The organism is Kocuria sp. UBA1838 (assembly GCF_002338785.1).
Taxonomy (GTDB): domain Bacteria; phylum Actinomycetota; class Actinomycetes; order Actinomycetales; family Micrococcaceae; genus Kocuria; species Kocuria marina.
In genome coordinates this window covers 38,490-62,480 of record NZ_DDIY01000015.1, presented here as the reverse complement: position 1 = coordinate 62,480, position 23,991 = coordinate 38,490, and the positions used below count along the sequence as shown (strand labels likewise).

The 23,991-nt window shown below is 69.3% G+C and carries 18 protein-coding genes and 1 tRNA gene; 14 read left to right on the top strand and 5 right to left on the bottom strand.

Features of this window, described 5'->3' with window-relative positions; all coding sequences use genetic code 11:
• Positions 1-106: 106 nt before the first annotated feature.
• On the bottom strand, positions 107-4,027 hold the full coding sequence (locus tag B3I25_RS07165) for a multifunctional oxoglutarate decarboxylase/oxoglutarate dehydrogenase thiamine pyrophosphate-binding subunit/dihydrolipoyllysine-residue succinyltransferase subunit (RefSeq protein WP_286738427.1): 3,921 nt from the start codon (positions 4,025-4,027) through the stop codon (positions 107-109).
• Positions 4,028-4,250: 223 nt separating this feature from the next.
• Between B3I25_RS07165 and B3I25_RS07160 the strand changes: the two genes are divergently transcribed.
• From B3I25_RS07160 to B3I25_RS07145, 4 genes are all read left to right on the top strand, one after another.
• Positions 4,251-5,708: a GuaB1 family IMP dehydrogenase-related protein gene (locus tag B3I25_RS07160; protein ID WP_131332659.1), complete on the top strand. Its 1,458-nt coding sequence runs from the start codon at positions 4,251-4,253 to the stop codon at positions 5,706-5,708.
• Positions 5,709-5,823: 115 nt separating this feature from the next.
• Positions 5,824-6,783, top strand: coding sequence for a metal ABC transporter solute-binding protein, Zn/Mn family (locus B3I25_RS07155; RefSeq protein ID WP_286738426.1), 960 nt, complete (start codon positions 5,824-5,826; stop codon positions 6,781-6,783).
• Positions 6,784-6,787: 4 nt separating this feature from the next.
• Positions 6,788-7,639, top strand: coding sequence for a metal ABC transporter ATP-binding protein (locus B3I25_RS07150; protein ID WP_286738425.1), 852 nt, complete (start codon positions 6,788-6,790; stop codon positions 7,637-7,639).
• Entirely contained in the window at positions 7,636-8,631 is a 996-nt protein-coding gene (locus tag B3I25_RS07145) for a metal ABC transporter permease (RefSeq protein ID WP_286738424.1), read from the top strand. The genes B3I25_RS07150 and B3I25_RS07145 overlap by 4 nt, the downstream gene beginning before the upstream one ends.
• Here the strand turns inward: B3I25_RS07145 and B3I25_RS07140 are convergent.
• Both B3I25_RS07140 and B3I25_RS07135 read right to left on the bottom strand, forming a co-directional pair.
• A complete protein-coding gene (locus B3I25_RS07140) occupies positions 8,553-9,503 on the bottom strand; it encodes a diacylglycerol/lipid kinase family protein (RefSeq protein WP_286738560.1) in 951 nt (316 codons plus the stop codon). The genes B3I25_RS07145 and B3I25_RS07140 overlap by 79 nt on opposite strands.
• Positions 9,504-9,508: 5 nt before the next feature.
• A complete protein-coding gene (locus B3I25_RS07135) occupies positions 9,509-9,970 on the bottom strand; it encodes a Fur family transcriptional regulator (protein WP_064845348.1) in 462 nt (153 codons plus the stop codon).
• Between the two features lie 105 nt (positions 9,971-10,075).
• On the opposite strand from B3I25_RS07135, the gene B3I25_RS07130 reads away from it, so the two are divergent.
• The gene (locus B3I25_RS07130) at positions 10,076-10,738 is read left to right on the top strand and encodes an MBL fold metallo-hydrolase (RefSeq protein WP_144930691.1); all 663 of its coding nucleotides are present in this window, start codon (positions 10,076-10,078) and stop codon (positions 10,736-10,738) included.
• A gap of 46 nt (positions 10,739-10,784) precedes the next feature.
• The gene (locus B3I25_RS07125) at positions 10,785-11,213 is read left to right on the top strand and encodes an HIT family protein (RefSeq protein WP_131332664.1); all 429 of its coding nucleotides are present in this window, start codon (positions 10,785-10,787) and stop codon (positions 11,211-11,213) included.
• A gap of 79 nt (positions 11,214-11,292) precedes the next feature.
• On the opposite strand, the gene hrpA is transcribed toward B3I25_RS07125, so the two are convergent.
• Positions 11,293-15,420, bottom strand: coding sequence for an ATP-dependent RNA helicase HrpA (gene hrpA, locus B3I25_RS07120; RefSeq protein WP_286738423.1), 4,128 nt, complete (start codon positions 15,418-15,420; stop codon positions 11,293-11,295).
• 165 nt (positions 15,421-15,585) lie between these two features.
• Between hrpA and B3I25_RS07115 the strand changes: the two genes are divergently transcribed.
• From B3I25_RS07115 to B3I25_RS07100, 4 genes are read left to right on the top strand one after another with little or no spacing between them, the layout of a single operon-like run.
• Complete coding sequence (locus B3I25_RS07115; RefSeq protein ID WP_286738422.1) at positions 15,586-16,572, top strand: ABC transporter substrate-binding protein; 987 nt, start codon at positions 15,586-15,588, stop codon at positions 16,570-16,572.
• Positions 16,573-16,577: 5 nt separating this feature from the next.
• Positions 16,578-17,537, top strand: a complete 960-nt coding sequence (locus B3I25_RS07110) for an ABC transporter permease (protein ID WP_085106359.1) — start codon at positions 16,578-16,580, stop codon at positions 17,535-17,537.
• A gap of 4 nt (positions 17,538-17,541) precedes the next feature.
• The gene (locus tag B3I25_RS07105; protein ID WP_167318346.1) at positions 17,542-18,450 is read left to right on the top strand and encodes an ABC transporter ATP-binding protein; all 909 of its coding nucleotides are present in this window, start codon (positions 17,542-17,544) and stop codon (positions 18,448-18,450) included.
• 4 nt (positions 18,451-18,454) lie between these two features.
• On the top strand, positions 18,455-18,826 hold the full coding sequence (locus tag B3I25_RS07100; protein ID WP_064845341.1) for a hypothetical protein: 372 nt from the start codon (positions 18,455-18,457) through the stop codon (positions 18,824-18,826).
• Between the two features lie 97 nt (positions 18,827-18,923).
• Here the strand turns inward: B3I25_RS07100 and B3I25_RS07095 are convergent.
• Positions 18,924-18,999: transfer RNA gene (locus B3I25_RS07095), tRNA-Arg, on the bottom strand.
• 123 nt (positions 19,000-19,122) lie between these two features.
• On the opposite strand from B3I25_RS07095, the gene argS reads away from it, so the two are divergent.
• The 4 genes from argS to B3I25_RS07075 form a co-directional block, all read left to right on the top strand.
• Positions 19,123-20,793 (top strand): arginine--tRNA ligase, encoded by a 1,671-nt coding sequence (gene argS, locus B3I25_RS07090; protein ID WP_179861337.1) that lies wholly within the window; start codon positions 19,123-19,125, stop codon positions 20,791-20,793.
• 4 nt (positions 20,794-20,797) lie between these two features.
• Positions 20,798-22,228: a diaminopimelate decarboxylase gene (lysA, locus tag B3I25_RS07085; RefSeq protein WP_286738419.1), complete on the top strand. Its 1,431-nt coding sequence runs from the start codon at positions 20,798-20,800 to the stop codon at positions 22,226-22,228.
• A gap of 169 nt (positions 22,229-22,397) precedes the next feature.
• Positions 22,398-23,714 carry a homoserine dehydrogenase gene (locus B3I25_RS07080; protein ID WP_193519880.1) on the top strand — a complete coding sequence of 439 codons (1,317 nt, stop codon included), beginning with the start codon at positions 22,398-22,400 and terminating at the stop codon, positions 23,712-23,714.
• 62 nt (positions 23,715-23,776) lie between these two features.
• Positions 23,777-23,991: threonine synthase (locus B3I25_RS07075; RefSeq protein ID WP_286738418.1), on the top strand; the 215-nt coding region annotated here is incomplete at its 3' end.

The following is a 23,991-nucleotide window of genomic DNA, read 5'->3' as shown; positions in this document are numbered from 1 at the left end:
GACCCGGGGGGCCGTCTCGCGACGGCCCCCCGGGCGGATCATGCCCGGTGATCGGGCGGGGGCGTACGACGCCGCGCAGCTCGCGGGACCGTGCGCCGGGCGGCACTCACTCGCCGCGGGCGAACGCCTGCTGCACCAGGGTCTCCAGCTCCGCCGTGTGGCGCTTGGCCGAGCCGTTGGCGGGGGAGGCCGAGGCGGGCCGGGACGCGAGCGTGACCGGGCGGTCCAGCTGCGGCACGAGGTTCACGGCCATGAACGGCCACGCACCCTGGTTGGCGGGTTCGTCCTGAGCCCACAGGATCCGGGCCTCCGGGTAGCGCGCCAGCTGTTCCTTGATCTCGTCCACGGGCAGCGGGTAGAGCTGCTCCACGCGCACGATCGCGGTGGAGTGGTCGTCCGACTTCTTCCGCTGGGTCACGAGGTCGTAGTACAACCGACCGGAGACCAGGATGACGTCGGTGACCTTGGCGTCGTCGAGCCCGGCGGTGTCCGGGATGACCGTCTGGAAGCCGCCTTGCGTGAACTCCTCCACCGGGGACGCCGCGGCCTTCAGGCGCAGCAGCTGCTTGGGCGTGGCCACGATCAGCGGCCGGCGCGGGCGCGAGTACGCCTGGCGGCGCAGCAAGTGGAAGTGGTTGGCCGGGGTGGAGGGCTGGGCCACGATCATGTTCTTCTCCGCGCACAGCACCAGGAAGCGCTCGATGCGCGCGGAAGAGTGGTCGGGTCCCTGGCCCTCGAAGCCGTGCGGCAACAGCATCACCAGGTTGGAGCGCTGACCCCACTTCTGTTCCGCGGAGGAGATGAACTCGTCCACGATGGTCTGCGCACCGTTGGTGAAGTCACCGAACTGCGCCTCCCACACCGTGAGCGCCTCGGGGCGTTCCACGGAGTAGCCGTACTCGAAGCCCAGCACGCCGTACTCGGAGAGCAAGGAGTTGTAGATCGAGAACCGTGCCTGGTCCGCGGAGAGGTGGTTCAGCGGGGTCCATTCGGCACCGTTCTCGGCGTCGAAGAACACCGCGTGGCGCTGCGTGAACGTACCGCGGCGCACGTCCTGACCGGACATCCGCACCGGGACACCGTCCATGAGCAGCGAACCGAAGGCCATGAGCTCGCCCATGCCCCAGTCGATCCCGCCCTCGCGCGTCATCTCGCGGCGCTTCTCCGCGAGCTTGTGCAGCTTGCGGTGCATCGTGAAGCCCTCGGGCAGGTCCACGTAGGCGTCACCGATGCGGTGAGCCGCTTCCTCGGAGATGGCCGTGGTCTTGGGCACGGACACCCCGGAATCGGCTTGCTGCGCGGACGGCCGCTCGATGTTGGCGATCGCGGCGGCGTCCCCGGTCACGAGCGGGACCGTGGAGGTCTGGGCCTCATGGGTCTCGGCGAAGACCCGCTCCAGGCGCTCCTGGTAGTCCTTCAGAGCGCGGTCCGCTTCTTCCTGCGTGATGTCCCCGCGGCCCACGAGGTTCTCGGTGTAGACCTTGCGCGTGGAGCGCTTGCCGTCGATCAGGGAGTACATCAACGGCTGGGTCATCGAGGGGTCGTCGCCCTCGTTGTGCCCGCGGCGGCGGTAGCACACCAGGTCAATCACAACGTCGCGCTGGAACCGCTGGCGGTACTCGAACGCGAGCTGCGCCACACGGGCCACGGCCTCGGGATCGTCCGCGTTGACGTGGAAGATCGGGGCCTGCACGGTACGCGCGACGTCCGTGGAGTACGTGGACGTGCGGCCCGCAGAGGGCGCGGTGGTGAAGCCCACCTGGTTGTTGACCACCACGTGGATGGTGCCACCCACGTTGTAGGCCTCGAGCCCGGACATCTGCATGACCTCGTAGACGATGCCCTGTCCGGCCATCGCGGCGTCACCGTGGACCTGGATGGGCAGCACGGGGTACTCACCGTTACCCTCCGGCCCGGCGCCCAGCACGTCCGTCTTGGCGCGGGCGATGCCCTCGATCACCGGGTCCGCGGCCTCCAGGTGGGAGGGGTTCGCGGCCAGGTACACCTGGGTCTCGTTGCCGTTGTCGGAGGTGAACACGCCCTCGGTGCCCAGGTGGTACTTCACGTCACCCGAGCCCTCGGCGGCGCGCGGGTCCTGGCTGCCCTCGAACTCGCGGAACACCTGGGCGTAGGACTTCCCGGCGATGTTGGTCAGCACGTTGAGGCGGCCGCGGTGGGCCATCGCGATGCCCACACCCGCGAGGGAAGCATCCGCGGCCTCGGAGATGATCGCGTCCAGCAGCGGGATCAGCGACTCGCCGCCCTCCAGCGAGAAGCGCTTCTGACCCACGTACTTGGTCTGCAGGAAGGTCTCGAAAGCCTCGGCGGCGTTGAGCCGCTCGAGGATGTGGAACTGCTCCTCGCGCGCGGGCTTCTGGTAGTCACGCTCGAGCTTGGACTGGAACCATTCGCGCTGCTCGGGCTCCTGGATGTGCATGTACTCCACGCCCACGGTGCGGCAGTAGGCATCCCGCAGCCGACCCAGGATCACGCGCAGCGTGAGCAGGCTCTGGCCGCCGAAACCGCCGGTGGGCCACTCGCGCTCCAGGTCCCACAGGGTGAGCCCGTAGGTGCGGATGTCCAGGTCCGGGTGCTTGCGCATCACGTACTCGAGCGGGTTGGTGTCCGCCATGAGGTGACCGCGCACGCGGTAGGAGTGGATCAGCTGCTGGATCCGGGCGACCTTGTTGATCTGGATCTCGGGGTTGACCTGGTTGTCCACGGCCCAGCGGACGGGCTCGTAGGGGATGCGCAGGGCCTCGAAGATGTGGTCGTAGAAGTCATCGCCGCCCAGCAGGTAGTGCTCCACGAGCTTGAGGAACTCACCCGAACCGGCGCCCTGGATCACGCGGTGGTCGTACGTGGACGTCAGGGTGATGACCTTGGAGACCGCGTTGCGCGCGATCGTGCGGGGGGAGGCACCCTTGTACTCGGCGGGGTAGTCCAGCGCACCCACGCCGATGATGCACGCCTGGCCCTTGGACAGTCGCGGCACCGAGTGCACGGTGCCGATGCCACCGGGGTTCGTCAGGGACACCGTGGTGCCCGCGTAGTCCTCCATGGTCAGCGCGCCATTGCGCCCGCGCTTGACGATGTCCTCGTACGAGGTCCAGAACTGCTGGAAGGACATCTCTTCCGCACCCTTGATGTTGGGCACCACCAGGTTGCGGGAACCGTCCTTGTTGGGGATGTCGATCGCGATCCCGAAGTTCACGTGCGCGGGATGCACCGCGGCGGGCTTGCCGTCCACCTCGTCGTAGATCACGTTCTGGGACGGGAAGTTGGCGAGCGCGCGGATCACGGCGTAGCCCACGAGGTGGGTGAAGGACACCTTGCCGCCGCGGTTACGGGCCAAGTGCGAGTTGATCACCAGGCGGTTGTCGATCAGCAGCTTGGCGGGCACCGCGCGCACCGTGGTGGCGGTGGGCACGGTCAGGGAGGCGTCCATGTTGGCGGCCACGGCCTTGGCGGGACCGCGCAGCTTGACCACGGTGTCCTCGGCGGGTTTGTCCTGGCCCTTGTCCTTCGCACGGTCCTCCGGCTGCGCCCGGATGGGGCGCTTGGTTCCGGAGCCCTCGCTGGTCTCGGTCTCGGTGTCCACGCCTTCGGGTCGTCCCTTCGCCTTGGAACCGGTGGTCGACGGCGCCGGGGACTTGGCCCGCTGCGCCTTCCTGGGCGCCTCCGCGCCGGCACCGGAGGTGTTCTGCTCGGTCTTGGACGAGGTTGACGCCGTCCCGGAGGAGGCCTTGTCCGCGGACGTCTTGGCGGCGGCGTCGTCGCGCCGTCCAGCGGGACGATCACCCCCGGACGTCCGCGCAGCCGCCCCCTGGGACGGGGCGGCTGCTGAGGTCTTGGTGTCGGACGTCTGGGTATCGGACTGGTCGTCGCCGGCCATCTGTTCGAAGATGGGCCACCACTTCTTGTCCACCGAGTTCTTGTCCGCCTGGTACTTGTCGAACAACTCGTCCACGAGCCATTCGTTGCCGGCAAATTCTTCAGGGATAAGGTGACGCGGCTGGTCTGGCACTAGTGATACGCCTCTTCCATCTGTGCTGGGTGTCCCGGGCGGCGAGCTGGTCCTTGCGGCCCTCGTGTGGCTCCCACGGAGCTTACCGGCCGCGGGACTTGCGAACTGGCTTCGCGCACGCAAAGCCGTACCGGTTTTTCAGTCTAGTGAGGCATCTGGACGGTTGCCACCTACCCGCCGGCCCGCCCGCCGGCCCGCGGCGGAGCACGTAGACTCTCCTCTTGTGCGATTCCTGACGACACCCACCACGGACCTGACCTACAATGACGTCTTCCTGGTGCCCTCGATGTCCCGGGTGACCTCCCGGTTCGACGTCGATCTGGCCCCCGCGGACGGCACCGGTTCCACCATCCCGCTCGTGGCCGCGAACATGACCGCGGTGACCGGGCGGCGCATGGTCGAGACCATGGCCCGGCGCGGCGGTCTGGGCATCCTGCCCCAGGACATCCCGCTGGACGTGATCGCGGAGGTGACCTCGTGGGTCAAGCAGCGCTCGCCGCGCTACGAGACCCCCGTGGTGATGCACCGCAGCAACACCGTGCACGACGCCCTGGGGATCATGCACAAACGCCCCCACGGCGTGGTCATCGTCGTGGACGCGGACGAGCACTACGCCGGCATGGTCCTGGACTCCGACTGCCGGGACGTGGACCGCTTCACCCAACTGGGGGACCTGGCGCATTCGGAGGGCCCCGAGTTCCAGGACAGCGACTTCCCCGTGGACTCCGACCCGGAGGTGTTGCGCGCCGCCTACGAGACGATGTCCGCCGCGCGCGTCAACGTGGCCCCGGTGCTGCGCGGACGCGAGGTCGTGGGCATCCTGACCCACCAGGGCCTGGTGCGTTCCACGATCTACGCACCCGCCCTGGACGACGACGGCCGGTTGCGCGTGGGTGCCGCGGTCGGAATCAACGGGGACGTCTCCGGCAAGGCCGAGCAACTGCTCGAGGCCGGGGTGGACGTCCTCGTGGTGGACACCGCCCACGGTCACCAGATCAAAGCGTTGGAGGCCGTGTCCACCGTGCGGGCCCTGCACCCCCGGGTGCCGATCGTGGCCGGCAACGTGGTCACCGCGGACGGCGTGCGAGACCTCGCGGGCGCGGGTGCGGACATCATCAAGGTGGGCGTGGGCCCCGGGGCCATGTGCACCACGCGCATGATGACCGCCGTGGGTCGCCCCCAGTTCTCCGCCGTGGTCGAGTGCGCGGAGGCCGCGGCCGATCTCGGCAAGCACGTGTGGGCCGACGGCGGGGTCAAGCACCCGCGCGACGTCGCCCTCGCGCTCGCGGCCGGCGCGAGCCAGGTGATGGTCGGATCCTGGTTCGCGGGCACGCACGAGAGCCCCGGTGAGATCAACATTGACGCCAACGGGCGCGCCTACAAGGAGTCCTTCGGGATGGCCTCGGCGCGCGCCGTGCGCCACCGCACTGCCGGGGAGGACCGCTTCGCGCGGGCCCGCAAGGCCCTGTTCGAGGAGGGCATCTCCAACTCCACCATGTACCTGGACCCCCAGCGCCCCGGCGTGGAGGACCTGCTCGACCACATCACCTCCGGGGTTCGCAGCTCCATGACGTACGCCGGTGCGGCCACGCTCGAGCAGTTCGCGGCGCGCGCCGTGGTGGGCATCCAGTCCCAGTCCGGGTACGACGAGGGCCGCCCCCGCTCGGAGTCCTGGGCCTGAGCGGCCCGTTCTCACCACGCCCCTTATTGAGAATGGTTCATGATATGCTCACGCACGGCTACATGACATTGATTCTCATTGGCGGGAGCCGGGGGTCGGACGAGGGAGATGGACGATGACCGCAGGGCGCAGCGTGCGCAAGGGTAGGACGAGCGTGTTGGGCGCGGGCGTGGTGGTGGGTCTCGCGCTCGCCGGGTGTTCGAGCGGGACCGCGTCGGACGCGCAAGGTTCGCCCGGTGCGCGGAAGATCGCCGTGGTCACCTCCACGAACGTCTACTCGGACCTCGCGTCCCAGGTGGGTGGCGACAAGGTCTCCGCGACCCCCGTGATTGACTCGAGCGCCCAGGACCCCCACTCCTACGAGGCCACCCCCCAGGACCGGCTGAAGGTGGAGAAGGCGGACGTCGTGGTGTGCAACGGGGGTGGGTACGACCAGTTCATGACCGATCTGGCCTCCGACGGCCAGCACGTGGTGGACGCCGTGGAGGCCTCCGGTCTGCAGCGAGAAGAGGACGCGCACGACGACCACGACCACGGCTCCGGACACCACCACCACGGCGACTTCAATGAGCACGTGTGGTACGACGTCGAGAGCATGCAGATGGTCGTGGACCGCATGGCCGAGCAGCTCGGCCAGGTGGACCAGCAGAACGCCCAGTACTACCGGGACAACGCCGCGCGCGTGAAGAACGAGCTCGGCACGGTCGAACAGAAGGTCGAGGGGATCAAAGCCTCGGGCGGATACATCGCGACCGAGCCTCTGCCCGGGTACCTCCTGCAAGACGCCGGCCTGCACGACCAGACCCCGCAGGCGTTCACCGAGGCCATCGACGCCGGCTCCGACGCCGCACCCGCGGTGCTCAACGACACCCTCGGGCTCGTCAAGGGAAGCGACGTGAAACTGCTCGCCCTCAACAAGCAGACCTCCACGGGGCAGACCGACCGGTTGCGCTCGGCCGCCGGGGACGCCGGCAAGCCCGTGGTGGAGTTCACCGAGACCATCCCGGACGGGCTGAACTACCAGCAGTGGATGACGCAGAACGCGGACCGCGTGGCCCACGCGCTCCAGAAGTAGGGACATGAACGCACCCCAATCCGCACCCGAGGTGGCCGCCCGTTCCGGGGCCGACGACGCCGTCGTCCGGCTCAGGGACGCGCGCCTGGTCTTCGGGGACCGCACCCTGTGGTCCGGTCTGGACCTGGACGTCGCCCCGGGGGAGTACCTCGCGGTCCTGGGCTCCAACGGGACCGGCAAGACGAGCTTCCTGCGCGTGCTGCTGGGACTGCTCCCGCTCACGAGCGGGACCGTACGCGTCAACGGGACCCGTCCGCGGGCCGCCGCCGCCCGCGTGGGGTACGTGCCCCAACAGCGCGGCTTCCCGGCGCGCACGCCGCTGCGGGCCCGGGACCTCGTGGCGCAGGGCGTGGACGGGCACCGCTGGGGGATCCGACTGCATCCACGCCGCGTGCACCGCACCGTGGACGAGTTGCTCGAACGCGTGGGTGCCACCGACTACGCGGACGCCCCCGTGGGCGTGCTGTCCGGGGGTGAGCAACAGCGCCTGCGCGTGGCCCAGGCGCTCGCTGCGGACCCCACGCTCGTGCTGTGCGACGAGGCCCTGCTGTCCCTGGACCTGCATCACCAGCACGTGGTGAGCGAGCTCGTGCACGAACAACGTGAACGCAGCGGGTGCGCCGTGGTCTTCGTGACCCATGACGTGAACCCGATCATCGAGCACGTGGACCGGATCCTCTACCTGGCCAACGGCTCGTTCCGGATCGGCACGCCGGACCAGGTGCTGCGTTCGGACGTGCTCTCCGAGCTGTACGGGACCCGCGTCGAGGTGCTGCGCAGCAACGGTCGCATCCTCGTGGCCGGGCGCCCGGACAGCTCCCACCACACCGATTCCCCGGAGGAGCTGATCCTGTGAGCCTAGCCGCGATCGACTGGAACTCATTGTTCGGTTCCGTGTTCGTCTTCGACAACTACGGCGAACTGCTGTCCCTGCTGCGCAACTCCGTGTGGGCGGGCGCGGTGCTTGGCTTGGTGGGCGGGCTCGTGGGCACGTTCGTGATGATGCGCGATCTCGCGTTCTCGGTGCACGGGATCGCGGAGCTGTCCTTCGCCGGTGCCGCCGCGGCCCTGTTGGTCGGCTCCGATGTGGTCACCGGGTCCCTCGCGGGGTCCGTGCTCGCCGCGCTCATCATGGGGTTCATGGGCCTGCGCGCGCGGGAGGGCAACTCGTTCGTGGGCGTGCTCATGCCCTTCGGCCTGGGGCTCGGGATCCTCTTCCTGTCCCTCTACGAGGGCAGATCCTCCAACAAGTTCTCCCTGCTCACGGGCCAGATCGTCTCCGTGTCCTCCCTGCAGTTGACGTCGATGATCGTGCTGTCCGTGGTGGTGCTCGCCACGCTGCTTGTGGTGTGGCGGCCGCTGACGTTCGCGAGCACGGACCCGCTCGTGGCCCGGGCCAAGGGGCTGCCGATGCGCTCGTTGGCGATCATATTCATGGTCGTGCTGGGGATCTCGGTCGCGATGTCCGTGCAGATCGTGGGCGCGCTGCTCGTGCTCGCGCTTCTGATCACCCCGGCCGCGGCGGCCATGAACCTCACCTCGAGTCCCGCGCGCACCGTGGTGCTCTCCGTGGTCTTCGCCGAGCTCGCCATGGTGGGCGGGATCCTCCTGGCGCTGGGCGGCAACGTCCCGATCAGCCCGTACGTCACGACCATCTCGTTCGTCGTGTGGCTCGTCTCGCGGTGCGTGCGCGCGGTGCGTGAGCGCTCGTCGTCGTATCGCCGTTCGACACCGCGGTCGACGACGCCGCTCGGCGCCGGTCGCGCGGTTCAGAGCAGGACGCGCACCGCGGCGGGGAGCACCTTGAGCGAGGCGGGCAGCGGACCCAACCGTTCGCCGTCGCCGTAGGCCGCGTCCCGCGGCTCGGAAGGGATACCGTGGGCCGCGACGGTCGCGGCCGTGGCGGGCACCACGGTGACCTCCCGCAGGGATTCGTGCGTGCCCAGGAACAAGCGGGGGAATAGCCACGCGAGCCGCAGCGCGCCCACGTCGGAGACCATGAACAGCTCACCCGAGCCGTCCGTGGGATCCGCGCGGGGAACGATGGTCAGCCCGCCCCCGATCGACGAGGTGTTGGTCAGCGCCAGGAAAGTCAGCGTGCGGTCACTCACGTGGCACGCGCCGTCCGGGCCGGTCCAGCTCAGGTCGTAACGCCGCGCGCGCATGGAGACGGCCTCCACGGCGAGCGCGGCGACGTACTTGACCGAGTGCGTGACGCTGGACCAGCGGTTGGCGCGCGCGTTCACGCGGGCGTCGAGGCCGAGGCACACCGCGGTCGCGCACACGTGGTGGCTGCCGTCCGCGCACGTGACGTGGACGAGGTCCATGCTGCGTTCGGGGGACTCGAGTCCGCGCAGCACCCGGCCCGCCGCGCGTTCGACGTCCCCCACGGGTACACCGTGGAACCGGGCCAGATCGTTGCCGGAACCGGCCGGGATCAGCCCGAACGGGAACTCGACGCCCTGCTCGCGCAACCGGTTCAGTGACTGCAGGACCAGGTGGACCATGCCGTCTCCGCCGACCGCGACGACCGCGGCGATCCGGGTGGACGCGTCGCGCAGGGTCTTGGTGAGATCGCGGGAGAGGGCCTGGGCGGTGGCCGCGCTGAGCGGTCGGGGGTCGTAGCCGCCGGCCCGCAGGATGCCCACGGCGCGCTCGCACGCGTTCCGGCCCACGAGGGAGGCGCCGTTGTGGACGAGCAGGATCTCGCGGCGTGACATCCGGGTCACCGGGCGGGTTTCGCGGTTTCTCGGGCGTCGGAGGACTCGACGCGGCCCCGGGCCCCGCACTCGGCACAGATCCCGGAGATCTCCACGGTGTGGTCCACGTCCGCGTAACCGTAGCGGCGCGCGGTCTCCTCCGCCCATGTCTCGACGTCCGGAGCCTCGAGTTCCACGGCCGCGCCGCACGAGCGGCACACGATGTGATGGTGGTGGTGCTCGGCCTCGCACCGGCGGTAGATGGCCTCGCCCTCGGCGTTGCGCAGCACATCCACCTGACCCAGCTCGGCCATGGACTGCAGGATCCGGTACGTGGTGGCCAGGGACACCGACTGTCCGCGATCGCGCAACAGCCGGTGCAGGTCCTGCGTGGAGATGAAGTCCTCCAACCCCTGCAGCGCGCCGGTCACGGCACGGCGCTGCTTGGTGTTGCGAACCTCCGCGGTTCCGGTGGTCTTGGTGCTCAACCCAGGTGTCCTTTCCGCGAGCGGCCGTCCGGGACATCTTAACGTGCGGCGCGGACATGCACAGGCGGCGTCGTCACGGCCGGACCGAGCCGCTAGGGTGAAGCCATGTTGCTGACCAAGTTCACCCACTCGTGCGTGCGCCTCGAGAAGGACGGCGCGGTGCTCGTGATCGACCCGGGCACGTTCTCCGAGGTCGAGGAGGCACTGCGCGGAGCGGACACGGTCCTCATCACCCACGAGCACCCGGACCACTACGACGCCGAGCGGCTGGGCGCCGCCCTTTCGGCGGATCCCGAGCTCACGGTGCATGCCCCGGGCCAGGTGATCGAGAAGCTCGCGGAGCACATCACGGACACGGACCGGTTGCACGCCGTGTCGGCGGACACCACGTTCACCGCGGGGCCGTTCTCCGTGGCCACGTACGGGGGTCAGCACGCACTGATCCACCCCCTCATCCCCACCATCGCCAACGTGGGCTACGTGATCGACGACGCCGTGTTCCACCCCGGGGACTCCTTCACCGTCCCGCACGGGCTCACCGTTCCCACGGTCCTGGTCCCGTTGCACGCCCCGTGGTCCAAGATGTCCGAAGTCATCGACTTCATCATCGCGACCCGTGCGCAGCGGGTGTACCAGATCCACGACGCGCTGCTCTCCGAGACCGGCTTCGGTGTCGTGGAGAAGCAGGTCAAGCATTTCTCGCAGGTCTACGGGACCGAGTACCGGCACCTGGACACTCGCGAGAGCGTGGAGCTCCACACCGCATGACCCATCCGGCCACCAGCCGGTTCCACCCGACGGAAAGGACATCACCGTGAGTTCAGTGTTCACCAGGATCATCGAGGGCGAACTGCCCGGCCGGTTCGTCTGGGCGGACGAGCACTGCGTGGGCTTCCTGTCCATCCAGCCCCTGTCCCAGGGCCACGTCCTGGTGGTCCCGCGCCAGGAGATCGACGCGTGGGTGGACCTACCCGTGGAGCTGGCCATGCACCTCATGAAGGTCAGCCAGTTCATCGGCAAGGCCATCGACGCCGCGTTCACGCCCAAACGGGTGGGGCTCATGATCCAGGGCTTCGAGGTGCCCCACACCCACCTGCACGTGTGGCCCACCAATTCGATCGAGGAGTTCGACTTCGCCCAGGTGGATCAGGACCCGGACCCCGCGGTCCTGGACGAGTCGGCCCGCCGGATCCGCGAGGCCCTCGAGGCCCAGGGCCACCACGACGAGGTCCCGCAGCAGTAGCGACCGACGGCCTCGCTCACGGGCACCGGCGGCAGGTGCATTGCACCCGTCGCCGGCGGGCTTTAACCGCCGGTGTCACTCAGCCGAGCTCGCGCAACCGCTTGCGGATCCGCTTCTCCGACACCGTGTGCGCAGTGCCCAGTTCCTGCGCGAAGAACGAGATGCGCAGTTCCTCGAGGTCCCAGCGCACGGCCCGCAGCGCAGCGGGCGTGGGTACGGTCGAGGGGACGGCGTCCACCGCGGCGCGGTACTCGGCCTCGAGATCGTGCACGGTCTGCATGGCCACGGCGTCCCGCTGCAGGTGGCCGGAGAGTTTGTCCAGGCGCACGTTGATCCCCGCGAGGTAGCGCGGCACGTGCTGCAGGGCCCGCCACCCGGTGCGGGCCACGAAGCCGGGATGGATCAAGCGGGAGAGCTGCTCGGACATGTCCTTGAACGCGGCGACCGCCCCGAGTGACCCGGGTTTCTTCAACCGTTTGCGCACGGTGTTGGACTCGGTGAGCGCGGTGGTCACGAGCGCGGTGACGGCGAAGACCGTGTCGATCAGCTCGGCGCGTACGTGCTCCGCGACCGCCCGGAACTGGTCCCGCGTGAACGGCGGCTCCTCGGGTACCAGCCGGTCGATCGCGGCGATCGTGCAATCGGTGATGAGCGCCTCGACCGAGCCGTGGGGGTTCTGGGTGAAGATCAACCGTTCCTTCTGGCTCAGGTGGTCCACCACGTAGCGGTGCACGGACGGCAGGGTCCGGTGCAGCAGGGCGATCACGCCGTCGCGTTGCGCGGCGCGCTGCTCCTCCGCGTCGCTCAGGATCCGCAGGTCCACGCGGGGTGGCTGCGAAGCATCGGTGTCCCGCACCGCCACAAGTGTGGGGTATCCCGTGACCGTCTGACCCGCCACGGTCGTCTCCACGCGGCGCGGCGGATCGGGTTCGGGCCACGCCGTGAGGTCGGTGCGTTCCAGCGAGGCGGCCTGGGGTGCGCCGGATCCGGGGGAAGTCCCTGGGCCCGGTCGCGCCGAGCCCCGCTTGCCGCGACCGCGACGGGCCGCGGCGGCGTCGTCACCGGACGAGGCCGAACCCTCGGTGCTGCCCCGAGCGGCGTCGTACAGCTGGGCCGCAGCGCCCCCGAGGGACTCGGCGAGCGCCGCGCGGACCTTGGGCCGCAACCGCTGTTTGAGCTCCGTGAGGTCGTCGCCCCGGCCCAGTACCGAGTTGCGGGCGTCGCGCACCTCGAAGCGCATGCGCAGGTGGGCGGGCAGGGCCTCCGGGTGGAAGTCCGAGGCCTGGACGGGGTGGCCCCGCAACCGCCGCAGAACGGTGGCCAGGGACTCCAGGAGAGAATCGCGGGCCGGATCGAACTCGGCGTCCAGGTGCTTCACGGCGGTGACGGCGGTGTCCGGGGCGGGCACGAAGTTGCGCCGCACGGCCTTGGGCAGCGATTTGATCAGCGCGGTCACGAGCTCGACACGCAGCCCGGGGATGTGCCATTCGAACTGCTCGGGGGCCAGGCGGTCCAGGAACAGCACGGGGACCCGCACCGTGACGCCGTCCGCGGTCTCCGCCCCGGGCGCGAATTCGTAGTCCAGGTCCAGACTCAGCTCGCCGTCCGGGGATGCCACGGTCCAGGACCGCGGGAAGGAGGCCGTGTCCAGCTCCGCGACCTCGGGCGCGATCAGGTCCTCGGGAGTGAGGTCCAGCAGGTGCTCGTCCCGTTGGCGGGCCTTCTTCCACCACGCATCGAAATGCCGCTGGGAGACCACGTCCGCGGGCACGCGCGCGTCGTAGAAGTCGAACAGCACCTGGTCGTCCACGCGCAGGTCCTTGCGGCGCATGCGGTTCTCGAGCTCCTCGACCTGGGCCAGGGCCTTGCGATTGCGCTTGACGAACGTGTGGCGGGTCTGCCAGTCGCCCTCCACGAGCGCGTGGCGGATGAACAGTTCCCGGGAGAGTTCGGGATCGATCCGGGAGAACAACACGGGCCGCTCGGACACCACGGGCAGCCCGTAGAGCGTGACCTTCTCGTACGCCATCACGGCCCCGCGGGAACGGGACCAGTGGGGTTCGGAGTAGCTGCGCTTGACGAGCTGCGGCGCGATCTCCTCGGCCCACTCGGGCTTGATCGCCGCGTTGGTGCGCGCCCACAATCGGGAGGTCTCCACGAGCTCCGCGGACACGAGCCAGTCCGGGGACGTCTTGAACAGGGCCGAGCCCGGGAAGATCGCGAACTTGGTCCCGCGCGCGCCGCGGTACTCGCGCGTGCGTTCGTCCCGCACGCCGATGTTGCTCAGCAGCCCGGACAGCAGGCTCTTGTGCACGGCCTCCTGGTGCGAGGCGACGTCGATCTCCCGGGACGCCCCGGCATCGATCCCCACCTGGCGTGCGATCTGTCGCAACTGCGCGTAGAGGTCCTGCCACTCGCGGATCCGCAGGAAGTTCAGGTACTCGCGTCGGCACAGCTTGCGGAACTGGGACGAGGACAGCTCGCTCTGCTGCTCCTGCAGGTACTGCCACAGCAGACCGTAGGACAGGAAGTCGGAGGTCTTGTCGCGGAAGCGTGCGTGGAACTCGTCCGCCGCCTGGCGCTTCTCGAGCGGGCGTTCCCGCGGGTCCTGCACCGTGAGCGCGGCCGTGAGCACGAGCACCTCGCGCACGCACCCCCGGCGCTGCGACTCCACGATCATCCGGCCCAGCCGCGGGTCCACCGGCAGCGCGGCGAGCACCTCGCCCGTGCGGGTCAGCGGACCCCGCGGTCCGCTCTGCCGACCGAGGTGGCGCCCGGACCGCGAGCGCCGCCCCCGGTGCCCGTCACGCGCGGACGACGACGCCGCGTCGTCGCCCGCGTCCGCCGCACCCGAGCGCAGGGCACCGAGTTCGCGCAGCAGCACCACGCCGTCCTTGACCGCGCGCGCATCGGGTTTCTGCACGAACGGGAACTGGGTGATGTCGTGGGGTTGCTCCACCACGCCCACCGAGATCATCTGCAGGATGACCGCGGCGAGGTTCGTGCGCAGGATCTCCGGGTCCGTGTACTCCGGCCGGGACTCGAAGTCCTCCTCGGAGTACAACCGGATGCACACGCCGTCGGACGTACGCCCCGAGCGCCCAGCGCGCTGCCGCGCCGACGCCTGGGAGATGCGCTCGATGGGCAAGCGCTGGACCTTGGTGCGCGCCGAGTACCGGGAGATCCGGGCGGTGCCCGGGTCGATCACGTACTTGATGCCCGGGACCGTGAGCGAGGTCTCGGCCACGTTGGTCGCGAGCACGATCCGGCGGTGCGAGGACGGCGCGAACACGCGGTTCTGTTCGGCCATGGACAGCCGCCCGAACAGCGGCAGGATCTGGGTCCCGGCCAGGGAGCGGTGCGAGTCGATGACCTTGTGCAGCGCGTCCTGGGCGTCCCGGATCTCACGCTCGCCCGCGAAGAACACGAGGATGTCCCCGCGGGGTTCGCGCGAGAGTTCCACGACGGCGTCGCACACGGCGTCGATCGGGTCGCGGTCCTCGTCCACGAGCCCGTCGCCGGTGTTGTCCTCGTCCTCGCCGCCGTCCCCGCTGCGCTCCTGGGCCAGTGGCCGGTAGCGGATCTCCACGGGGTAGGTGCGCCCGGAGACCTCGATGATCGGGGCGGGCTCTGGGTCGGCGTCCGGGTGCTGCGGGTCCGGCAGCACGAAGTGCTCGGCGAAGCGTTGCGGGTCGATCGTCGCGGACGTGATGACGACCTTCAGGTCCGGGCGCTGGGGGAGCAGTCGCTTGAGGTAGCCCAGCAGGAAGTCGATGTTGAGGGAGCGCTCGTGGGCCTCGTCGATGATGATCGCGTTGTAGCGCGACAGCTGCGGGTCGTGGCCGATCTCGGCCAGCAGGATGCCGTCCGTCATGAGCTTGATCCGCGAGTCCTTGCCCACCTCGGACGTGAAGCGCACCTGGTAGCCCACGGTGTCGCCCACGCGCTGCCCGAGTTCATGGGCGATGCGCTCGGCCACCGAACGCGCCGCAATCCTGCGCGGCTGGGTGTGACCGATCAGACCGCCGTCCCCCAGACCCAGCTCCAGACACATCTTGGGCAGCTGGGTGGTCTTGCCGGAACCGGTCTCACCCGCGATCACCACGACCTGGTGATCGCGGATCGCGGCCATAATGTCCTCCCGGCGCGCGCTGACGGGGAGGTCGTTCGGGTACACGATGCGGGGCTGGATGCGGGGCTCAGTCATGTCAACGGAAGAGTCTACGGGCCCCGGCCGACACGCGCCCACGGGCCGCTGCGGGAGCCCGACGACGCGCCCGATTGTCCGCACATGTGAGCTGCGTCTCTTTTTCGACCGATTGTTAGATAATATCCACTCATCATTGATCCTCGGGGAAAGGAATTACCCGTCATGAAGCGTTTACTCCCGGTCGCCGCCGTGGCCACCACCGCGGCGTTGCTGCTCACAGGTTGCGGATCCGACAACGGTGGGCAGTCCGGTGAGACCAAGAAGGTCACCGTGGGCATCTCGCAGTTCGTGGAGCACCCCTCGCTCGACGCCGCCCGCGAAGGTTTCGTGCAGGCCCTCAAGGACGGCGGCTACACGGAGGGTGAGAACCTGACCCTGGACGTGCAGAACGCCTCCGGCGACCAGGCCACCGCGACCAGCATCGCCTCCAACTTCGCGTCCTCCAACGACGATCTGATCCTGGGCATCGCCACGCCGTCCGCCCAGTCCCTGGCCCAGGCCGTCACGGACAAGCCCGTCCTGTTCACCGCCGTGACCGATCCCGTGGACGCGGGGCTCGTGAACTCCATGGATGCGCCCGGCGCCAACGTCACCGGCACCACGGACATGAACCCCGTGGCCGAGCAGATCCAGCTCATCAAGAAGCTCAAGTCTGGCGCCAAGTCCGTGGGCATCATCTACAGCTCCGGAGAGACCAACTCCCAGGTGCAGGTGGACGAGGCCAAGAAGGCCGCGCAGGCCGAGGGTCTGAAGGTTGAGGAGAAGACCGTGACCACCACGGCGGAGGTGGCCCAGGCCGCCGAGTCCTTCGACACCGACTCCATCTACGTGCCCACCGACAACAAGGTCGTAGCCGGGCTCGAGGCCGTGATCTCCGCCGCGGAGGCCAAGAAGATCCCGTTGATCGCGGGTGAGGGCGACTCCGTGGAGCGCGGTGCCCTGGCAACCCAGGGGATCAACTACACGGACCTGGGCAAGCAGACCGGTGAGATGGCGGTGCGCATCCTCAAGGACGGCGCCAAGCCCGGCGAGATGGCCGTGGAGTCCCAGAAAGAAACCAAGCTCATCATTAACGCCAAGGCCGCCAAGGCCATGGGCGTGGAGATCCCGCAGAGCCTGCGGGACCAGGCCGACCAGGTCATCGAGTAACGCCGGTGATCGCTGGAATCGAACTGGGGCTGATCTACGCGATCATGGCCCTGGGTGTGTACCTCACGTTCCGCGTGCTGGACTTCCCGGACCTGACCGTGGACCAGTCCTTCACGAGCGGGGCGGCCACCGCGGCCATGGTGATCCTGCACGGCGGCAGCCCGTGGTTTGCGACCGTCGTGGGCTTCGTGGTCGGCGCCTTCGCCGGTCTGATCACCGCGCTGCTGCACACCAAGGCGCGGATCAACGGGTTGCTCGCGGGCATCCTGACCATGACCGCCCTGTACTCCGTGAACCTGCGGCTTATGGGTGGCAAGGCGAACCTCGCGCTGTTGCGCGAGGAGACCGTCTTCACGCCCCTGCGCGAGGCCGGGCTGCAGGGGACGGTCGTGGGAGTGTTGTTGTTGTTGGTCGGTGTGCTGCTCGTGAAGCTCGCACTGGACTGGTTCCTGTACACGGACGCCGGCCTGGCCATGCAGGCCACGGGTGACAACCCGGAGATGATCCGTTCCTTCGGGGTGAATACGGACCGGCAGAAGATCCTCGGTCTGTGCCTGTCCAACGCCCTCGTGGGCTTGTCCGGTGCCCTGATCGCGCAGTACCAGGGCTTCGCGGACATCGGCATGGGCATCGGCATGATCGTCGTGGGCCTCGCCTCCGTGATCCTCGGCCAGGGCATCTTCGGCACGCGCACCGTGGTGATCGCCACGCTCGCGGTGATCCTCGGCTCGGTGCTGTACCGCCTGGTGATCACCGTGGCGCTGCAGGCGGGACTGAACCCCTCGGACATGAAGCTGATCTCCGCGGTGCTCGTGGTGATCGCGCTCGTGCTGCCGCAGCTCGGCGTGTACAAGCGGTGGAAGCGCCACCGCACCCTCAGGGCCGCGCAAGCGGTGCAGGCGGACGTGCGATCCCGCGCCCGGCGCACCGTGGACGCCGGTGTGTCCGGACGAACGGGAGCGTGATCGAATGTTGAACGTACAGGACGTGCACAAGACGTTCTTCGCCGGGACGGTCAACGAACGCGTGGCGTTGAACGGGGTGAGCCTCACGGTCAACCCCGGGGACTTCGTCACGGTCATCGGCTCCAACGGTGCGGGCAAGTCCACCCTGCTCAACACGGTGTCCGGGACGATCATCCCGGACAGCGGCCGGATCATGGTGGGGGACCGGGACGTCACGCGGCTTCCCGAACACCGCAAGGCCACGTGGATCTCCCGGGTGTTCCAGGACCCCATGAAGGGATCCTCGCCCACCCTGAGCATCGAGCAGAACATGGCCATCGCGCAGCGCCGCGGTCGCTCCCGTGGTCTCGCGCGCGGCGTCACCCGCGCCCGACGCCACGAGTTCGAGCAGGAGCTCAAGACCCTCGAACTGGGTCTGGAGCACCGGCTGGGGGCCAAGGTGGGGTTGCTGTCCGGCGGGCAACGCCAGGCGCTGTCCCTGCTCATGGCCACGTTCTCCGCACCCGAGATCTTGTTACTGGACGAGCACACGGCCGCCCTGGATCCCCAGCGTGCGCAGCACGTCACGGAGATCACCGAGCGGATCGTGAACGAGCGTCACCTGACCACGCTCATGGTCACGCACAACATGGACCAGGCCCTGCGGCTGGGCAACCGGCTCATCATGATGCACGAGGGTCGCATCCTTTTCGAGCTGGACGCGCAGCAGAAGGCCGAGGCCACCGTGGCGGATCTGCTCGCCGAGTTCCGCAAGCTGCAAGCGGCCACGGGCGAACCCGCCCTGGATGACGCTACGCTTCTGGAGACAGCTCGCAGCGCCGAACCGGCCGGTGCCCCGTCCCGGGGTGCCCCCGCCCACGGCGCCCCAACGGGTGGTTCCTCCGCTCCGGGGGTGTCACCGGAAGGCCATTGATCTTATGAAGCAGCCCCACCGCAGACAACGTTTCACGTCCGTCATCACCGCGGTGGGGCTGCTTTTGTTGTTCGTGTGTTGTTTCACCCTCCCGGAGGCACTCGTGGCCATGAGCCGGGCCGCGGCGGACCACGGGGGAGAGCCCTTGAACACTCGCGGGTGGACCATGATCGCGGTGGGTTTCGGAACCCTCGCGGTGGGTGGCCTGCTCACGATCGTGGGGGTCGTGCTGCGGCGCACGGCTCCACCCCGCCCGGTGGAGGAGGACCAACTGCTTGAAGAGCACTACGGCAGCGACTCCGTGGTCAATGAGTACGACCCACTCGAGCTGAACCCCCACCTGAGGACCCGCGAGCAGCGCCGCGGTCACCGCTGACCCGCTAGCTCGAACCACCCGCGATCCGGGTGCCGGCCCCGTAGGGCGTGGGGGTCCCCAAAATGCGAAAATGCCCTCCCCGAGGGGAGGGCATTCGTGGTGCCCGCGACAGGATTCGAACCTACGACCTTCTGCTCCGGAGGCAGACGCTCTATCCACTGAGCTACGCGGGCGTGCCGTGTCACAGGACCCGAGAACGAGGCCCGCGACGACAACTCGACGATACTACCAGGTCGCGCGGGCGCACCAATCGACGCGGATCGAGCGGGGTGCTCCCGCGCCGTTACACTGGCACAGTGACTCCTGAAGAACTTTCCTCCGCCGTGTCCGCATGCCTGCAAGACGCCGTGGCCGCCGGTGAACTGACCCCGGTGGATGGCGCCGAACTCCCGCACGCGAAGGTGGAGCGACCCAAGAACCGTGAGCACGGGGACTGGGCTACCACCGTGGCCATGCAGGTGGCCAAGAAGGTGGGCCGTTCCCCCCGGGACGTCGCGCAGATCCTCTCCGAGCGCCTGTCGGCCGTCCCCGGTGTGAAGACGGTGGACATCGCCGGTCCGGGCTTCCTCAACGTCACGCTCGACGCCGCCGCGGCCGGTGAGCTCGCGCAGTCGATCGTGGAACAGGGGCGCGCCTTCGGGACCGCGGACACCCTGTCCGGCACGACCATCAACCTCGAGTTCGTCTCCGCGAACCCCACCGGTCCAATCCACCTGGGTGGCACGCGGTGGGCCGCCGTGGGTGACTCCCTGGCCCGGATCCTGGATGCGCAGGGTGCCTCGGTCGTGCGGGAGTACTACTTCAACGACCACGGCAACCAGATCGACCGCTTCGCCCGTTCCCTGCTGGCCCGCGCCCGCGGGGAGGCCGCCCCGGAGGACGGCTACGGCGGGCAGTACATCTCCGAGATCGCGGACGAGGTCCTGGCCCAGCACCCGGACGCCCTGGAGTCCGAGGACCCGCAGGAGGTCTTCCGCGCCGCGGGCGTGGAACTGATGTTCGCCCAGATCAAATCCTCGCTGCACGATTTCGGCGTGGACTTCGACGTCTTCTTCCACGAGAACTCGCTGTTCGAGGACGGCCAGGTCGAGACGCTGCTCGACCAGCTGCGTTCCTCGGACGCGCTGTACTTCGAGGACGGAGCGTGGTGGCTGCGCTCCACCGACCACGGGGACGACAAGGACCGCGTGGTCATCAAGTCGGACGGTCACGCCGCGTACATCGCGGGGGACATCGCCTACTTCAAGAACAAACGGGACCGTGGCGCGGACCTGTGCATCTACATGCTCGGCGCGGACCACCACGGCTACGTGGCCCGGCTCAAGGCCGCCGCGGCCGCGCTCGGGGACTCCCCGGACGCCGTCGAGGTGCTGATCGGTCAGATGGTCAACCTGGTCAAGGACGGCACCGCGGTGCGGATGTCCAAGCGCGCGGGCACCGTGGTGACCATGGAGGACCTCGTGGAGGCCGTGGGCGTGGACGCCGCGCGGTACTCGCTGACCCGCTATTCCGTGGACTCCAACATCGACATCGATTTGGACGTGCTGACCAAGCGCTCCAACGAGAACCCGGTCTTCTACGTCCAGTACGCCCACGCACGCACGTGCGCTGTGGAACGCAACGCCCACGCCGCCGGTGTCGCGCGCACGGACGAGGCCGGCGCCGCCCGGTTCGACGCGTCCCTGCTCGAGCACCCGCGTGAAGCGGACCTGTTGGCCGCGCTCGGACAGTACCCGTCCGTCGTCGCCCAGGCCGCGGCCCTGCGCGAACCGCACCGCGTGGCGCGCCACCTCGAGGCCCTGGCTGGGGCGTACCACCGCTGGTACGACGCGTGCCGGGTCACCCCGCAGGGCGACGACCCCGTGGCGCCCGTCCACCACACCCGCCTGTGGCTCAACGACGCCGTGCGCCAGGTCCTCGCCAACGGGCTGGACCTGCTGGGCGTCTCCGCTCCCGAAAGGATGTGATCCCATGACCGAACTCGCTCCCGCCCACCCGCTCGCCCCGGCCTGGCTGCAGGTCCCCGCGGACCCCGCGGCACTGGACCCCGTGGTCTTCACGTCCCAGTACGCCCGGGATGACACGGGGTGCGTCACCGTGGATTCCGTGCCCGTGACCGAGATCGCCGCGCGCCACGGTTCCCCGAGCTACGTGGTCTCTGAACGGACCTTCCGGGACCGCGCCCGCGGTTTCCGCGAGGCGTTCGAGGCCGCCCTGAATCCTCTCGGCGTGGAACTCGAGGTCTATTACGCCTCCAAGGCCCTGCTGAACACCGCCGTGGCGCGGTGGGCCACGGAGGAGGGCCTCAATATCGACACCGCCTCCGGCGGGGAACTCGCCGTGGCGCTCGCCGCGGGTGTGGCCCCGGGCCGGATCGCGTTGCACGGCAACAACAAGTCCGCGGAGGAACTCGACCGGGCCCTCGAGGTGGGCGTGGGACGCATCGTCGTGGACTCGCTCGCCGAGATCGAGCTCGTGGCACGGCTGGCCCGCGACCGCGGCACCCGCGCGCCCGTGATGATCCGCGTGACCCCGGGGGTGCACGCGTCCACGCACGAGTTCATCGCGACCGCCCACGAGGACCAGAAGTTCGGACTCTCGCTGAACCCCGTGCAGGAGGGGGAGGACTCTCCCGCACTCGTGGCCGTGGCTGCATGCGTTGACGCTTCCGATGCACTGGACCTGCGCGGGCTGCACTGCCACATCGGATCCCAGATTTTCGCGGCGGAGGGCTTCGGTCAGGCCGCCGAGCGCGTCTTCGCGCTGCGCGAGACCGTGGCCGAGCGCTGGGACGTGACGCTGCCCGAGATCGACCTGGGTGGCGGCCACGGTGTGGCGTACACCGCCGCGGACAGCCCGCGCGAGGTCGCCGCGATCGCCGCGGACCTCGCCCCGCTGCTCACTTCCGTGCTCGAGTCCTCGGATCTGCCCACCCCGCACCTGTCCTTCGAACCGGGCCGGTTCATCGCCGGGCCCTCCGGGTGCACGGTCTACACGGTGGGCACCGTCAAGACGGTCACGGTCAGCCCGGGCGTGCAGCGCCGGTACGTGTCCGTGGACGGCGGCATGAGCGACAACGCCCGTCCTGTGCTCTACGACGCCGACTACACCGCCGTGCTCGCCAACCGCGTGTCCGAGGAGACGCCCGTGCTCTCGCGCGTGGTCGGCAAGCACTGCGAGTCCGGTGACATCGTGGTCAAGGACGTCTACCTCCCCGGGGACGTCACCGCGGGTGACCTGCTCGTGGTGCCCGTGACCGGCGCGTATTGCTGGTCCCTGTCCAGTAACTACAACTGGCTGCCCCGCCCCGGGATCGTGGCGGTCGCACCGGACGGGGACACCCGCGAGATCGTGCGCCGCGAGTCCCTCACGGATCTGCTCGCCCGCGACACCGGGGTGTGAGCCGCCCGGCGCGGTCGAGGTACGCGAGCGACGTCGCACCCCGCCACCGCGCCGGACGCCGCCCCGCCGCGCCGCCCCGCCGCGCCCACCGAGCCGCGACCGCCCGCGGGGCGCGGCCCTACCCATTGACACGCCCCGACAGCAAGCCCCCGACAGAACACCAGGAGCCATGAACACTTCACCCGCAACCGACCGCGAGACGCCCGTGCTGAAAGTGGGCCTGTTGGGTGCTGGCACCGTGGGCTCCCAGGTGGCCCGCGTGCTGCTCAACCACGCCCATGAGCTGGCCCTGCGCAGCGGCGTGCGCCTGGAACTGAGCGGCGTGGCCGTGCGCAATCCGCAAGCCCCGCGGGACACGGAGCTGCCCGCGGAACTGCTGACCACGGACGCGGACGCGGTGATCGACGCCGCGGACGTGGTGGTGGAGCTGACCGGCGGGATCGAACCCACGCGCACGCGAGTGCTGCGTGCCCTGAACGCCGGGAAGTCCGTGATCACGGGCAACAAGGCGCTGCTCGCGGAGCACGGGCGCGAACTGCACGACGCCGCGGCGGCATCGGGCGCCCAGTTGTCCTACGAGGCCGCAGTGGCCGGCGCGATCCCCATCGTGCGCCCCATGCGCGACTCGCTCGCGGGGGACCGGGTCAACCGTTTCCTGGGCATCATGAACGGGACCACCAACTTCATCCTGGACCAGATGGACACCACGGGGGCCGCGTTCGACGACGCCCTCGCGCAAGCTCAGGAGCTCGGCTACGCCGAGGCGGACCCCACCGCGGACGTCGAGGGGCACGACGCCGCCGCCAAGGCCGCCGTGCTCGCGTCCCTCGCGTTCCACTCGACCTACACGATCGCGGACGTGCACTGCGTGGGGATCACGGGCATCACGGCGCAGGACGTCGCGGCCGCCCGCGAGGCGGGGTACGTGATCAAGCTGCTGTCCGTGGGCGAGCGCTGCGGTGACGGCGTGAATCTGCGCGTGAACCCCGTGATGATCCCGCGCGACCACGTGCTCGCGGGTGTGCACGGCGCGTACAACGCGGTGTTCGTGGAGGCCGCGAACGCGGGTTCCCTCATGTTCTACGGACAGGGCGCGGGTGGTCACCCCACGGCGTCGGCGGTGCTGGGCGACCTCGTCTCCGCGGCGCGCGCGATCGCGCTGGGAGCTCAGGGCATCCCGCTCGACGCCTACGCGGCGCTGCCCGCCGTGAGCATGGACGACGCCACCACGCGGCTGTCCATCACGGTGGCCGTCACGGACCGACTGGGTGCGCTCGCGCAACTGGCCCAGGTGTTCGCGGACCACGGGGTCTCGATCTCCACGATGCTGCAGATCGAGGACCCGGACGCCCCCGGGATGTCCCAGCTGCGGCTCGTGACGCACAGCGGCCGACACGCGTCCCTCATGGCCACGGTCGCGGCCCTGCGCGAGCTGGACGTGGTGCGGGACATCGTGTCCGTCACACCGGTGGAAGCCGGAGAATAATTCTTGAGCGCCCCGCGCACCACGCGGCGCGGGGCCACGAGTCGAACCGAGGAGCACGCGGCATGGCACACGTCTGGCAGGGCGTCATCAACGAGTACAAGGACCGGTTGCCGGTCACCAAGCAGACCGAGGTCATCACCATGGGAGAGGGCGGCACCCCTCTGATCCAGGCGCGGGCGCTGTCCGAGCTCACGGGCTCCACGGTGTGGCTCAAGTTCGAGGGCATGAACCCCACCGGTTCGTTCAAGGACCGCGGGATGACCATGGCCATCACCAA